Here is a 13,433-nt window from a genome sequence, read left to right as displayed (position 1 = left end):
ACGTGCATGCCCCTCGAATCCGTGACCCAGGCCGCCCTGCAGAGCGCCCTCGACGGCCTCTCGCTGCGCCAGAAGACCATCGCGGCCAACATCGCGAACGTGAACACCCCCGGCTACCAGGCCAAGCGGGTGGCGTTCGAGGAGGCCCTCGGCCGCTCCGTCTCGCAGGGCAGCGGCGCCGTCGGCGCGACCACGAGCCGGTCGCTCGAGCCGACGCGGCTCGACGGCAACAACGTCAACCTCGACACCGAGACGCTCTCGAACGTCGACACGGTGCTCCGGTACCAGTTCGCCACGCAGGCGATGAACTCCGAGCTGACGGCCGTCCGCGCCGCGTTCCGGACCAACTGATGCCCGCCTTCGACGCGATCGGCATCGCGAGCACCGGCCTCACCGTCCACCGCAAGTGGCTCGACGCCGTCTCCGACAACATCGCCAACGTCAACACCGTCAAGTCGATGGACGACACCGCCTTCCAGGCCCGCTACGTCGAGGTGCAGGAGGGCGCCGGCACCTCCGGCGTCTTCGTCCGTGCCGACCGCTACGGCAGCGAGGCCGGCCGCGTCACGTACCTCCCCGACCACCCCCTGGCCGACGCCGAGGGCTACGTCCGGATGCCCGACATCGACCTCGGCGCCCAGATGGGCGACCTGATCATGGCGCAGCGCGGCTACCAGGCCAACGCCGCTGTCGTCGACCGTGCCAAGACGGCCTACGAGGCCGCACTACAGATCGGACGTGGCTGATGCCTGTCGCAGGGATCCCGGCTCTCGGAGCCGTTCAGCCGACCGGCTACGCCGACGTGTCGTCGCTGATGCAGGCGGGAGGCGCGGGCGGGGCCGGCGGCGTCGCCGACGTGACCGGCGTGGCCGGGGCGCCCACCGCCTCCGGCGCGACCTTCGGCGCGAGCATGGTCGGCGCCGTCGAGGGCCTCCAGCAGCTGCAGGGCGAGGCCAAGACCCTCGCCGTGAAGGCCGTCACGGGCGACCTCACCGACATCCACGACGCCACCATCGCCGCCACGCGCGCCCAGGTCACCCTCGAGCTGGTCAGCGCCGTCCGCAACAAGGCCGTCGACGCCTTCACCGAGATCATGAGGATGCAGGCCTGATGCCCACCGCACTGAAGGGCACGCTCGACAAGCTGCGCGCCACCCTGGCCGGCTTCTCGGTCGCCCAGAAGACCATCGTCGTCATCCTCGTCGCGGCCCTCGCGCTCGGCGCGTTCGCGCTGACGAGCTGGCTGACGAAGCCGACCTACACCCCGCTGTTCAGCGGCATCGACCCCGTCGACGCGAGCGCCATCGTCGAGCAGCTCAAGGCCGACGGCGTGCCGTACCAGCTGACGGCCGGCGGCCAGACGATCCTCGTGCCCGAGGAGAGCGTCTACCAGGAGCGCCTCACCGCGGCCGCGGCGGGGCTGCCGTCGACGAACGGCGAGGGCGGCTACTCGCTGCTCGACACCATGGGCGTCACCTCGTCGGAGTTCCAGCAGGACGTCACCTACAAGCGCGCCATCGAGGGCGAGCTCGCCAAGACGATCATGGCGATGAAGGGCGTGAAGACCGCGAGCGTGCAGCTCGCCGTGCCGGAGGAGAGCGTCTTCGTCTCCGAGCAGAAGGACCCGACGGCCTCCGTCTTCGTCGAGACGCAGGGCGGCGCGACGCTCACCGACCAGCAGGTGCAGGCGATCGTGAACCTGACCAGCGCCTCCGTCGAGGGCATGAAGACCACCGACGTCGCCGTCACCGACGCCTCCGGGGCCGTGCTGTCTCAGATCGGCACCGGGGCCGTGGGAGGCGCGGGCGACCAGGCGGGCGACTACGAGACCAAGGTCCAGTCGTCGGTGCAGGCGATGCTCGACAAGGTGGTGGGCGTCGGCAACTCGTCGGTCGTGGTCGCCGCCGACCTCGACCAGGACGCCGGCACCCGCGTCACCGAGTCGTTCTCGCAGCCCACCACGGGCCCGATCGCGCTCAGCGAGTCGAGCACCACGGAGCAGTACGGAGCGGGAGCCGCCGGGGCCGGCGGCACCGGCGCGACGGGCGTGCTCGGCCNCGCCGCCGGCGACGACGGCTACGTCAACGAGTCGGCCACGAAGAACAACGCGGTCGACAAGACCACCGAGACGATGAGCGTGCCCTCGGGAGGCGTCAGCCGGCAGACCGTGTCGGTCGCCCTCGACGCGAACGCGGCGAAGAACGTCAACCTGCAGAGCATCAACGACCTCGTCACGGCCGCGGCCGGCATCGACGCGGCCCGCGGCGACGACGTGAAGGTCGCGCTGGTCGACTTCGACACCTCGGGCGCCGACGCCGCGAAGGAGGCGCTGGCCGCCGCCGACGCCGCCGCCGCGGACGCCGCCATGTGGAGCACCGTCCGCACCGTCGGCATCGTCAGCGCGATCGCCCTGGCGATCATCGTCGCGATGATCGTCTTCGCGAAGCGCAGCCGCCGCCAGGCCCGGGAGGAGATCGACCTCGGCGAGCTGAGCGCCGGCGCCCCCGCCCAGACCTGGGACGCCACGGTGCCGCTCGACCTCGGCGACGCCGGCGCCTCCGGCCGCCGCATGCTCGGCGACGACGCGCCCACCCAGCTGCTCAGCGTCGACGCCCCCGAGCCCTCGCCCGAGCACGTGTCGGCCGAGCGCAAGCGCGCCGAGATCGACGCCCTCGCCGAGCGCGACCCGGAGAAGACCGCCGAGCTGCTGCGCGGCCTGATGGACCAGCGGGTCGGCTCGTGAGCCTGGTGCCCCTGGCCGGGCTCGGCACCGCCGCCCCCGGTGCGGGCGGCGCCCCCCTGACCGGTGCGCAGAAGGTCGCGGTGATCCTCATGCAGATGGAGCAGACCCGCGCCGCCACCGTGATGAAGCAGTTCAGCGAGGAGGAGGCGGAGGAGATCACCGCCGAGATCGTCCGGCTGCGCCGCGTCGACCCCGCGGTGGCAGAGTCGGCCGTCGCGGAGTTCCACGACCTCAGCGTCAGCGGCCGCTACCAGCGCCGCGGCGGCCACGACGTCGCCGTCGGCCTGCTCGAGGCCTCGTTCGGCTCCGAGCGCGCCGCCGGCGTGATGGAGCGCCTGGCCTCGAACGCGATGGGCAAGAGCTTCGAGTTCCTCGACGAGGCCGACCCGGGCCAGGTCATCACCCTGCTCGACGGCGAGCTGCCGCAGACCATCGCCCTCGTGCTCGCGCACCTCCGGCCGCAGCAGGCCTCCGCCGTGCTGGCCGGGCTCGACGTCGAGGTGCGCGCCGACGTCGCCCAGGCCATCGCCACGATGGGCACCGCGACCCCGGAGGCCGTCGGCATCGTCGCGACCACCCTCAAGGTGCGGGCCGGCGCCGTCGTCGCGCCGCGCGAGCAGGTCGAGGTCGTCGGCGGCATCCAGCCCCTGGTCGAGATCATCAACCGCAGCGACAGCGCCACCGAGCGCGCCCTGCTCGACGGCCTCGACGAGCGCGACCCGGCGCTCGCCGAGGAGGTCCGCTCGCGCATGCTCACGTTCGAGGACATCGTCAAGCTCGAGTCGCGCGACATCCAGCAGGTGCTCCGCGGCATCGACGCCGCCGTGCTGGCGACCGCCATGAAGGGCGCGCTCGCCGCCGTCACCGAGGTCATCCGGGGCAACGTCTCCGAGCGCAACCGCGAGCTGCTCGACGACGAGCTGCAGTCGATGGGCCCGGTGCGCAAGTCGCAGGTCGAGGAGGCGCGGGCCGAGGTCGTGCGCGCCATCCGCGAGCTCGAGGCCCAGGGCGCCATCACGGTGCACCGCGCCGACGAGGACGCCCTCGTCGACTAGCCCCGCCCCCGCCGCGGCGGATCACTCTCACATTTGAGAGTGGCGCGTAGCCCGGCCGCCCCCCCCCCGCGGCGGCGCCCGCCCGCCCTCGGCAGCCCTCTCTCTCAAATTTGAGAGTGATCGGCCGGCGTCGGCCCGAGGATCGCGGCGTCCCCGGTGCTCCGCGCCGGATCCCTCTCGTTCTCCGCCGGCGGCCGGCGGCCCGGCCCCCCTTCGGGGCGAGCGCTAACGCCCCCCGCGCGACCGCCGAGAGTCGCAGCTGAGCACGGATCGCTCACCTCCCTGGCCACGGATCGGCCGCACTCCCCACCGTCGAACGGCTGCTCTGTGCTCGATCCCGTGATGTCCCGACCGGACGCCCCGTCCGCCCAGGACGCCTTCTCGCGCCTCGTGTACCCGTCGCTCACCGGTGCCCGTGCGACCGACCAGGCCGACCCCGACGTCGAGCGCCGCACGCGTGCCGAGGCCTCGGGCCACGCCGCGGGCTACGCCGCCGGGCTCCGGGCCGCCGACCGCGAGCTGACGGCCCGTCGAGCCGTGCTCGAGGCCGAGCACGCGGACGCCCTGGCGCGCCTGCAGGAGGCGACCGCCGCCTCCCTCACGGCCCTGGCGGCCGCCGGCCGCGCCCTCGAGGAGCGCGTCGTGCCCGTGCTGCACGAGGCCGAGGAGGCGCTGGTCGCGACCGCGCTGGACCTCGCCTCCGCGGTGGTCGGCTACGAGGTCGCCGCCTCCGAGCGCTCGCGCGACGGCGACCCGCGCGGGGGCCGCACGGCCCGCGCCGCCCTCGCCCGGGCCCTCGACGGCCTCGACCCCTCCGTCGTCGTGCGGGTGCGCCTGCACCCGGCAGACGCCTCCCTCGTCGCCGACGCCGCCCGCTCGGCCGGCGTCGAGGTCGTCGCCGACCCGTCGCTCCGCCCCGGCGACGCCGAGGCCGACCTGCCCACCGGCCTGGTCGACGCCCGGCTGTCGACGGCGCTCGGCCGGGCACGCACGGCGCTGCTCGGCGACGGCGACGAGGTGGCCTCGTGACCCTCACCGCGACTCCCCTCGACCTCTCCGCCGAGCGCACCGGCGACCCGTTCGCCGCCCACCTCGGCGCGCGCGTCGCGGCCGCCCGCGTCGCCGCCCGCCCGCAGCGCATGGGGCGCGTCGTCAGCGCCGTGGGCCTCGGCCTCACCGTCCGGGGGCTCGACGCCGCCGTGGGCGACGTCGTCACCGTCGGCGACTCCGCCGGCCCCGGCGCTCCGGGCGCCACCCTCGCGGAGGTCGTCGCGACCACCCCCGAGGGCCTCCGCTGCATGCCGCTCGGTCGACTGACCGGCGTCACCGCGGGCACGCCCGCCCGCTCCACGGGCCGCCCGCTGCTCGTGCCGACCGGCGCCGGCCTCTTCGGCCGCGTGCTCGACGGCCTCGGCCGCCCGATCGACGGCAAGGGCCCGCTGCGCCGCCCCGACGGCCGTCCGGTCGACCTCGTCGGCCTGCACCACGAGACCCCCTCCGCCATGCACCGGGCCCGCATCGACACGCCCCTGCAGCTCGGCGTGCGCGTGCTCGACACCCTCACCACCGTCGGCCGCGGCCAGCGCGTCGGGCTCTTCGCGGGCTCGGGCGTCGGCAAGTCGTCGCTGCTCTCGATGATCGCCCGCGGCACGGACGCCCAGGTCAGCGTCGTCGCCCTCGTCGGCGAGCGCGGCAGGGAGGTGCGGGAGTTCCTCGAGGACGACCTCGGGCCCGAGGGCCTCGCGCGCTCGATCGTCGTCGTCTCGACCAGCGACGAGCCGGCCCTGATGCGCCTGCGCGCCGCGTTCGTCGCGACCCGCATCGCGGAGTCGTTCCGCGACGAGGGCGCCGACGTCGTGCTGATGATGGACTCGCTGACCCGCGTGGCCATGGCGCAGCGCGAGATCGGCCTCTCGGTGGGCGAGCCCCCGGCCACCCGCGGCTACCCGCCGTCGACCTTCTCGGTGCTCGCCGAGCTGCTCGAGCGCGCCGGCACCGACCGCGTCGGCTCGGTGACGGGCCTCTACACGGTGCTCGTCGACGGCGACGACCACAACGAGCCGATCGCCGACGCCGCGCGCAGCATCCTCGACGGCCACGTCGTGCTCGACCGGAAGCTCGCCGTGACCGGCCACTTCCCGTCCGTCGACGCCCTCGGCTCGGTCTCGCGCGTCGCCTCGAAGGTCACCACCCCGGCCCAGCGCGCCGCGGCGACGAGCCTCCGCAAGGTGATGGCCGCCCGACGCGCCGCGCAGGACCTGCTCGACGTGGGCGCGTACCAGCGCGGCACGAACCCGCTCGTCGACGCGGCCGTCGACCACCAGGGCTCCATCGACGCCTTCCTCCAGCAGGCCATGGACGACCAGGCCCCCTCGGCCGAGTCGTGGGGCCGCCTGGCCCAGCTCACCGCTCGACTCGGAGGTGCCTGATGGCCCGCTCCTTCTCCCTCGCGGGCCTGCTCCGGCTCCGCCACGCGCAGCAGGACATCGCGGCCGGCCGCCTCGCCGACGCGAACGGCCGCCTGCGGACGGCCGCCGACGCGCGGCTCGCGGCGCGGCGGACGCTCGACGACGGCCCCGTGGCCATCACCGACGCGGCCATGCTCAGCGCGGTCGCCGCGTCGCGCGCCTCGACCCGGGGCATGCTCGCCGAGCTCGACGCCGTCACGCAGCGCCGCCAGGCCGAGGCCGCCGAGGCCCAGGCCGCGTTCGGCGAGGCCCGCCGCGCCGCCATCGGGCTCGAGAAGCTGGAGGAGAAGCACGCGGTGCTCTCCGCCGCCGAGGACCTGCACGACGAGCAGGTCGCCCTCGACGAGATCGCGACGCAGTCGTGGGCCCCGCCCGCCCCGACCGCGGCGCCGGCACCGGCCGCCGGCACCGCGACTCCCTCGCCCTTCCCGCCTTCCCCCTCGACCCCTCCCGGAGGACGCTCGTGAGCCCCGTGACCGAGGTCCTGTCACGCATCCAGGACATCCAGAGCCAGATCGCCCAGCTCCGCACCGGCGGGGCGGCCGCGCTGCTCGGCGGCGCCGCCGCGGCCGGCACCGGCACCGGCACGTCCGCCGCGTCCGCCGGCGCCTTCGCCGACGCGCTCGCCGGCACCGGGGCGACACCGGCCGCCTCCTCGGCCGCCGGCGCGGGCTCGCTCTCGACCACCGCCTCCGTCGACGCCGTGAAGGGCGCCGTGGCCTCGGGCAGCGGGGCGACCGGCCCCGACGTCGTCGAGACCGCGAAGAAGTACCTGGGGGTGCCCTACGTCTTCGGCGGCGAGGACGCGAGCGGCATGGACTGCTCCGGGCTCGTGCAGCGCGTGTTCGCCGACCTCGGGGTCGCCATGCCGCGCGTCGTGCCCGACCAGGCCGACATGGGCGCCGAGGTGCCGTCGCTCGCCGAGGCGAAGCCGGGCGACCTGCTCGTGCCGAAGGGCGAGGGGCACATCGTGATCTACCTCGGCGACGGCAAGGTGCTGCACGCCCCGCGCCCCGGCAAGGACGTGCAGATCGTGAACAACTGGTACAAGGACTCGGACCTCGCGACGATCCGCCGCGTCGTGCCCGCGACGGCCGGCACCGCGCCGGTGTCGTCGGTCGGCGCCGCGGCGGCCGCCGCCGGCTCCGTGCAGAACATCGACCTGATGACCGCGCAGCTGCAGCAGCTGATGCGGTCGGGAGCGACCTCGTGAGCGGGCTGCGCACGCTGTCGTCCACGCCGCCGGCGCCGTCGGCGCTGCCCGCGTCGGGTCGCGCCGCCGGGCTCGGCTCGGGCGCCGTCCCCTCCTCGGGCGCGGCGGCGCTCGGGGCCTTCGGCGCGGCGATGAGCTCGGCGCGCGACGCTGGCTCGGCGCGCGACGCTGGCTCGGCGCGCGACGCTGGCTCGGCGCGCGACGCCGGGTCGTCGCGTGACGCCGGCGCCGCCCGTGACGTCGTCGCCACCCGGGCGGCCGCCGCCCGGCTGACCCGCGAGGCCGTGGGGGAGTCGCGGGTCCAGCCGCACCCCGCTCGCCCCGCCGGCGCGGACGACCGTGCCTCTGCCCCGACGCGCGTCGGCGACGCCCCCGGCACGGGCGCGACGCCCGCCGGGGTCGCTGATCCACTCCGGAGTGGAGCAGCGCGGAGCGAGACCGCTCCCGCGGCGGACGACGCGGCCGCGGCCGTCGTCGATCCCGCGTCCGGCACCGCCGTCTCCGCCACATCCGATGCGACGTCCGCCGCCGTCGTCCCGGCTGCGTCGGGTCCGCTCCCGACGGCCGTCCTCGCCGCGACCGCGCCGTGGCTCGGCACCGCTCCGACGATGGTCGAGGCGCCGACGACCGAGGCCCTTCCGACCACGACCACGACCACGGATCGCGTGACCGCCGCCGTCGACCCCGCCGCAGTCGTCGGTTCGCCGGTGGCCGGGGTGCTGCCCGGCACGTCGTCCGGCGCCGCGGCGGTCCTCGCCTCGGCGACGGCGAGCCTGCCCCCGACGTCGACGGGCACCGGCCCAGTCGTCCCCGGCACCTCCCGTGCGCACGGTAGCGCCGCGGGTGCCCTCGGCGACGTGAGCGGCGTCGCCTCCCCGGCCGCCGCCTCCGTCGCCTCTCCCGCCACCTCCGCACCGACCACGTCGACCCCGGCCCTGCCGGGTCCCGTCGCGCCATCGCCCGCCGCCCCGTCCACGGGCAGTGCCGCCTCGCCCGTGGCCCCGGCGCCGGCCCCCGCCGTGCCCGCCGGCGACCCCACGGCCGCGGGCGGTCCCGTCGGAGCGACGACCGCCTCCGCGCCCGTCGTCGTGACGTCGACGACGCCCGACCTCGGGACCCTCGCGGCGGCCCCGGCCGGCCCTGCCGCGTCGAGCTCCGCCACGGGCAGCACGGCCGCCACGGGCTCCGCGCCCGGCGCGGCGGCGGCCGCCCCGACCCCCGCCGACCCCGGCCCCGCCGCCCTCCTCGCCGTGCCGGTCGTGGCCCCCGCCTCCGGCCCGAGCGCGACCGCGGCGGCCACGCCCGCCCCGGCCGCGGCCCCGTCGGCCCCGGCGCCCTCCCTCACCCCGCAGCTGCACCGGCCGCTCTTCTCGCTGGCCGCCGCCGGCCCCGGCACCCACGTCGTGACCGTCAGCGTCAGCCCGGAGGCCCTCGGGCCCGTGACCGTCCGTGCCCACGTGGGCGCGCACGGCATGCACGTCGAGATGTTCGCGGCGTCCGACGCCGGGCGCGAGGCGGTCCGGGCGATCCTGCCCGACCTGCGCCGTGACCTCGGCGGGTCGGGGGTGCAGGCGAGCATCGACCTCTCCGGCCAGAACGCCCCCTCCGACGACCGGGGCGCGGCCGCGGGCGCCGGCGATCGCGACGGCCGGGGCGACGGCGCCGCCGGGCGGGCGCCCGACGACGAGCGGCTGCGGCGCTCCGGCACCGGCCTCGGAGCCGCCGCCCGTGCGGACGGCGTGCACCGCGCCTCCTCGGGGCCCGTCACCTCGCTCGACGTGCTCGCCTGACCGACCGCGCCCGCCGCCTCCCCTCGACCTCACGACCCCGACCAGGAAGTCCCGTCACATGCCCTCGATCGACCAGATCTCCGGAACCGTCGACCCGGCCACGCAGGCCGCCGCGATGGCCGCCGCCAGCGCCGGCCGCGCCCCGAAGCAGACCATGGACAGCGAGATCTTCATGAAGCTGCTCGTCACGCAGCTGAAGAACCAGGACCCGTCGTCGCCGATGGACACGAACGCGATGATCTCGCAGACCACCCAGCTCGCGATGATGGAGCAGGTCACGAACCAGACCACCACCGCGAACGAGGGCTTCTCGCTGCAGATGCGCATCGCGGCCTCGAACCTCGTCGGCCAGCAGGTCAGCTACACCGGAGCCGACGGCAAGAGCGTCACCGGCACCGCGACCAGCGTCTCCTTCGCCGACTCGGTGCCCAAGGTCACCGTCGCCGGCAAGGAGGTCGCCCTCGACCTCATCTCGGGCATCACCGCGCCGACCTCCCCGACCGCTCCCACCGCCCCGTAGCTCCCCGCACCACACCGGCTGCAGGACGCGACCGGTCTCCCCGCGCAGGACGCGCCTCCCTCATGCTCCCTGAAAGGCAGCTGCCATGCTCCGCTCCCTCTACTCCGGCATCTCGGGCCTCCGTTCGCACCAGACGATGCTCGACGTGACCGGCAACAACATCGCCAACGTCAACACCGCGGGCTTCAAGGCCTCGACCACGCAGTTCCAGGACACCCTGTCGCAGATGACCCAGGGCGCCGGCGGGCCGCAGACCGGCATCGGCGGCACCAACCCCGCCCAGGTCGGCCTCGGCGTGCAGGTCGCGGGCATCTCGACCAACTTCGCGCAGGGCTCGGCCCAGGCCACCGGCAAGGCGACCGACCTGATGATCTCGGGCGACGGCTTCTTCGTCACCCGCCTCGGCAACGACACCCTCTACACGCGCGCCGGCGCCTTCGACTTCGACGCCGACGGCCGCCTCGTGTCGGCCGACGGCAAGATCGTGCAGGGCTACTCGGCCGCGGACGGCGTCGTCAACGACGGCGGCGCCATCGGCGACATCACGCTGCCCCTCAACGGCGCGGCCCCCGCCACGGCGACCACCGCCGCGAACGTGGCCGGCAACCTCCCCTCCGAGACCGCCGTCGGCTCGACGCTGACGCGGGACACGAAGGTGTACGACGCCTTCGGCACGGAGAAGACCCTGACGCTGTCGTTCACGCGCACGGCGGGCGGCTGGAACGTCGTCGGCACCGACGGCTCGGGCGCGGGCGGCAACACGACCCTCGCCTTCCAGGACGGCGCGCAGGTCGGCGCCGGCTCGATGGTCGTCGACGGCATCACCGTCGACCTGTCGAAGATCACCGGCTTCGCGCAGCTCAACACCGTCGCGGTCACCGACCAGAACGGCCGCGAGGCGGGCACGCTGCAGGGCTTCACCCTCTCGAAGGACGGCACGCTGGTCGGCCAGTTCAGCAACGGCGAGTCACTCGCCCTCGGCCGCATCGCGCTCGCCACCTTCACCAACCCCGGCGGCCTCGAGAAGGCGGGGGCGTCGGGCTACCGCGCCACGGCCAACTCGGGCGGCGCCGCGCTCGGCATCCCCGGCTCGCCCGGCGTCGGCTCGCTCTCGAGCGGCACGCTCGAGATGAGCAACGTCGACCTCTCGCAGGAGTTCACCAACCTGATCGTCGCGCAGCGCGGTTTCCAGGCGAACGCCCGCATCATCACCACCTCCGACGAGGTGCTGCAGGAGCTCACGAACCTCAAGCGCTAGCTCGACGCGCGCCGCGCCGCGCCTGCTCGGCCCGGACGAACCCCGTTCCGTTCACTGCACCCCGTTCTCCGGGGGTTCGGTGAACGGAACGGGGTTCTTCGCCGTGCGGAGGCCTGCACGCGTCGAGTGGTCACGATCTGCCGTCCGGGAGGCCGACGAGCAGCAGATCGCGACCACTCGACGCCCCGACGAGCGGGGTACGCGGGAGCGGGCCTCCCAGGGCCCGGTGCGTAGACAAGGGAGATGAGCACCGGGACGGAGGCGCACCGCACGCCGCCCGCCCCCCGTCACGGCCCAGGCCCAGGCCCAGGCCTCAGCCTCGACGCCGCCCCGGAGACCCGCTCCTCGCCGACCGCCAGCGCCCTCGCGACGGCCCTCCGCCTCCTCGCCGTCTACGCCCTCGCGCGCCTGCTCAGCACCGTGCTGCTCGCCGTGACGTACGGCCTGACTGCGACCTCGAGCTGGGCGCAGCACGACGGCGGCCCCGGCTTCGCCGGCTACCTCTCGTCGTGGGACGCCCGGTTCTACGCCGAGATCTCCGAGCGCGGCTACCCGACGGAGCTGCCGCGGAACGACGACGGCCAGGTCGTCAAGAACGCCTGGGCGTTCATGCCGCTGTTCCCCGCGGTGGTGAAGCTCGTCGCGCCGGTGGTCGGCGGCAGCTGGCTGGTCGGAGCTCTCGTCGTCGCGACGCTCGCCGGGGCGGGCGCGACGCTGGTGCTCCACCGGCTGATGCTGCGGCGCTTCGGGGCCCGCGCCTCCTTCTGGGGCGCCGTCTTCTTCACGGTCTCGCCGATGTCGTTCGTGCTGCAGGTGCCCTACGCCGAGAGCCTGTTCCTGCTGCTGATGTTCGCGGCGCTGCTCGCGATGACGGCCCGGCGGTGGCTCTGGTTCGCAGTCTTCGGGGTGCTGGCGTCGTTCGCGCACCCGGGGGCCCTCGCGCTGTCGGCGGCGCTCGGCCTGACCTGGCTCGTGCGGCTCGTGCGCCGCGAGCGGGAGCCGGTCGCCGAGCACGTGCGCATCTGGGCGGCGGGCCTCGTCGTCACGGCGGCCGGCTTCGCCTGGCCGGCCGTCGTCGCGCTCGTCACGGGCGAGCGCGACGGCTACTTCGCCACGGAGTCGTCGTGGTGGCGCGACTACATCGGGTCGGACGGCTTCGTGCCGTTCACGCCGTGGTTCCGGTTCGGGGCGGCGATGGGCGGGTGGCTCGGGGTGGTCGCGGCGGCGGCGCTGATCGCCGTCCTGGCCGTCGGGCTCGTGCGGCGCTCGGGTCGCCTGGGGCTCGAGCTGCAGACGTACACGATCGGCTACGTCGCCTACCTGGTGGCGGTGTTCCTGCCGCAGCAGAGCAGCTTCCGCATGCTGCTGCCGCTGTCGCCGCTCTTCGCCGACGCGCAGCTGTCGGCCACGAGGAGGCGCGTGGTCGTCACGATCGTCGCCAGCGTCGTGCTCCAGGCCGTCGCGGTCGTGCTCCTCTGGACGCTCTGGGCGCCCTAGGGCGCGAGGGTGCCCCGCGGCTCACGTCCGCCCGAGGTACCGCCCCTGCTTGTGGTTCAGCGCGAGCACGAGGTTGAGCACGACGGCGCCCGCGGCCGAGACGAGCACGACCCAGGGGGAGACGACGGTCAGCGAGAACAGCACGATGGCGACGTCGATCACCATCTGCACGTAGCCCGCGCGCCAGCCGACCTTCTCCTGGAGGATCAGCGCGAGGATGTTGATGCCGCCGAGGCTCGCCCCGTGCCGGAAGAGGATGAGCAGACCGACGCCCACGAGCAGGTTGCCGCCGAGGGTGCCGTAGACGGGGTTCAGCTCGTAGATGTCGATGTCGAGGGCGACCGGGTGCAGGTACGAGAAGGCCGAGACCATCGCGACGGTCATCACGGTGCGCAGCGTGAAGCCCACGCCCTTCTTCCAGAGCGCGAGGGCGAAGAACGGCACGTTGACGAGCAGGAAGAGCAGGCCGAACGACAGGCCGGTCGCGTAGCTGACCAGCAGGGCGAGGCCTGCGGTGCCGCCCGAGACCGAGCCGCTCTCCTTCAGCAGGAACAGCCCGAAGGAGGCGATGAAGACGCCCGTCACCACCCCCATCACGTTCTCGGCGAGCGTGTGCTTGTTGGCGTCGACCGTCACGGAGTTCTCGGTCAGGGCCGGGTCGTCGACGAGCGGGGTCGCCGTGTCGGGCGACAGCGCGGCGTCCGGCCCGGTCGACTCGGGCGTCGACCAGGTCGGCGTCGCACCGGTGGGCGTGGTCGCGCCGTCGGCAGCGTTCTCGGCGGCGGCGGTCTCGGCGGTGGGGGAGGAGGGACGGGCGACAGGGGTGGCGTCGCGCGTGCCGTCGTTCGCGGGGGTGTCGGTCACCGGGACATCCTGCCAGCCCGCCCGCG

At 74.9% G+C, this 13,433-nt stretch carries 14 protein-coding genes and 1 pseudogene; 14 read left to right on the top strand and 1 reads right to left on the bottom strand.

The features are described 5' to 3' along the window. The first annotated feature begins 6 nt into the window (after positions 1–6). From flgB to IFT72_RS13355, 14 genes and pseudogenes are all read left to right on the top strand, one after another. The gene (gene flgB / locus IFT72_RS13415) at positions 7–351 is read left to right on the top strand and encodes a flagellar basal body rod protein FlgB (protein ID WP_056057519.1); all 345 of its coding nucleotides are present in this window, start codon (positions 7–9) and stop codon (positions 349–351) included. Then, positions 351–746, top strand: coding sequence for a flagellar basal body rod protein FlgC (locus IFT72_RS13410; RefSeq protein WP_056057516.1), 396 nt, complete (start codon positions 351–353; stop codon positions 744–746). Before flgB ends, IFT72_RS13410 begins: the two co-directional genes overlap by 1 nt. Further along, the gene (fliE, locus tag IFT72_RS13405) at positions 746–1,111 is read left to right on the top strand and encodes a flagellar hook-basal body complex protein FliE (RefSeq protein WP_056057513.1); all 366 of its coding nucleotides are present in this window, start codon (positions 746–748) and stop codon (positions 1,109–1,111) included. Before IFT72_RS13410 ends, fliE begins: the two co-directional genes overlap by 1 nt. Further along, positions 1,111–2,056: pseudogene (fliF, locus tag IFT72_RS16185) on the top strand (flagellar basal-body MS-ring/collar protein FliF); the annotation flags it as partial. The gene fliE and the pseudogene fliF, both read left to right, overlap by 1 nt. A 1-nt stretch (position 2,057) precedes the next feature. Then, a partial coding sequence (locus tag IFT72_RS16180; protein ID WP_305798366.1) for a flagellar M-ring protein FliF C-terminal domain-containing protein occupies positions 2,058–2,742 on the top strand: 685 nt, incomplete at its 5' end. Beyond that, positions 2,739–3,797: a flagellar motor switch protein FliG gene (fliG, locus tag IFT72_RS13395; protein ID WP_341777342.1), complete on the top strand. Its 1,059-nt coding sequence runs from the start codon at positions 2,739–2,741 to the stop codon at positions 3,795–3,797. The genes IFT72_RS16180 and fliG, both read left to right, overlap by 4 nt. Before the next feature lie 342 nt (positions 3,798–4,139). Then, on the top strand, positions 4,140–4,826 hold the full coding sequence (locus IFT72_RS13390; protein WP_156370131.1) for a FliH/SctL family protein: 687 nt from the start codon (positions 4,140–4,142) through the stop codon (positions 4,824–4,826). Positions 4,827–4,936: 110 nt separating this feature from the next. Next, entirely contained in the window at positions 4,937–6,226 is a 1,290-nt protein-coding gene (locus IFT72_RS13385; RefSeq protein WP_192046775.1) for a FliI/YscN family ATPase, read from the top strand. Further along, positions 6,226–6,732 (top strand): flagellar export protein FliJ, encoded by a 507-nt coding sequence (locus IFT72_RS13380; RefSeq protein ID WP_192046726.1) that lies wholly within the window; start codon positions 6,226–6,228, stop codon positions 6,730–6,732. Before IFT72_RS13385 ends, IFT72_RS13380 begins: the two co-directional genes overlap by 1 nt. Further along, on the top strand, positions 6,729–7,478 hold the full coding sequence (locus IFT72_RS16730) for a C40 family peptidase (protein WP_371741299.1): 750 nt from the start codon (positions 6,729–6,731) through the stop codon (positions 7,476–7,478). Before IFT72_RS13380 ends, IFT72_RS16730 begins: the two co-directional genes overlap by 4 nt. Next, entirely contained in the window at positions 7,475–9,268 is a 1,794-nt protein-coding gene (locus tag IFT72_RS13370) for a flagellar hook-length control protein FliK (RefSeq protein ID WP_192046725.1), read from the top strand. Before IFT72_RS16730 ends, IFT72_RS13370 begins: the two co-directional genes overlap by 4 nt. Positions 9,269–9,326: 58 nt before the next feature. Continuing rightward, complete coding sequence (locus IFT72_RS13365) at positions 9,327–9,788, top strand: flagellar hook assembly protein FlgD (protein ID WP_167260438.1); 462 nt, start codon at positions 9,327–9,329, stop codon at positions 9,786–9,788. An 85-nt stretch (positions 9,789–9,873) separates the two neighbouring features. Then, positions 9,874–11,046 (top strand): flagellar hook protein FlgE, encoded by a 1,173-nt coding sequence (locus IFT72_RS13360; RefSeq protein ID WP_056057496.1) that lies wholly within the window; start codon positions 9,874–9,876, stop codon positions 11,044–11,046. A 243-nt stretch (positions 11,047–11,289) separates the two neighbouring features. Next, positions 11,290–12,543, top strand: coding sequence for a mannosyltransferase family protein (locus tag IFT72_RS13355; protein ID WP_192046724.1), 1,254 nt, complete (start codon positions 11,290–11,292; stop codon positions 12,541–12,543). Positions 12,544–12,564: 21 nt separating this feature from the next. Here the strand turns inward: IFT72_RS13355 and IFT72_RS13350 are convergent, their stop codons facing one another. Further along, positions 12,565–13,194, bottom strand: a complete 630-nt coding sequence (locus IFT72_RS13350) for a YitT family protein (RefSeq protein WP_244634546.1) — start codon at positions 13,192–13,194, stop codon at positions 12,565–12,567. Positions 13,195–13,433 lie beyond the last annotated feature (239 nt).

The sequence above is a fragment of the Frigoribacterium sp. CFBP 8754 genome, assembly GCF_014841815.1.
GTDB classification, from domain to species: Bacteria; Actinomycetota; Actinomycetes; order Actinomycetales; family Microbacteriaceae; genus Frigoribacterium; species Frigoribacterium endophyticum.
Note: the sequence above shows the minus strand (reverse complement) of the source record. Positions and strands in the feature narration are given on the sequence as shown.

Bases quoted from the DNA above. Each gene is read 5' to 3' on its own strand.
- IFT72_RS13365 (WP_167260438.1), top strand. From the start codon at position 9,327: ATGCCCTCGATCGACCAGATCTCCGGAACCGTCGACCCGGCCACGCAG.
- IFT72_RS13385 (WP_192046775.1), top strand. From the start codon at position 4,937: ATGGGGCGCGTCGTCAGCGCCGTGGGCCTCGGCCTCACCGTCCGGGGG.
- IFT72_RS13380 (WP_192046726.1), top strand. From the start codon at position 6,226: ATGGCCCGCTCCTTCTCCCTCGCGGGCCTGCTCCGGCTCCGCCACGCG.
- fliE (WP_056057513.1), top strand. From the start codon at position 746: ATGCCTGTCGCAGGGATCCCGGCTCTCGGAGCCGTTCAGCCGACCGGC.
- IFT72_RS13390 (WP_156370131.1), top strand. From the start codon at position 4,140: ATGTCCCGACCGGACGCCCCGTCCGCCCAGGACGCCTTCTCGCGCCTC.
- IFT72_RS13360 (WP_056057496.1), top strand. From the start codon at position 9,874: ATGCTCCGCTCCCTCTACTCCGGCATCTCGGGCCTCCGTTCGCACCAG.
- flgB (WP_056057519.1), top strand. From the start codon at position 7: ATGCCCCTCGAATCCGTGACCCAGGCCGCCCTGCAGAGCGCCCTCGAC.
- IFT72_RS13410 (WP_056057516.1), top strand. From the start codon at position 351: ATGCCCGCCTTCGACGCGATCGGCATCGCGAGCACCGGCCTCACCGTC.
- IFT72_RS13355 (WP_192046724.1), top strand. From the start codon at position 11,290: ATGAGCACCGGGACGGAGGCGCACCGCACGCCGCCCGCCCCCCGTCAC.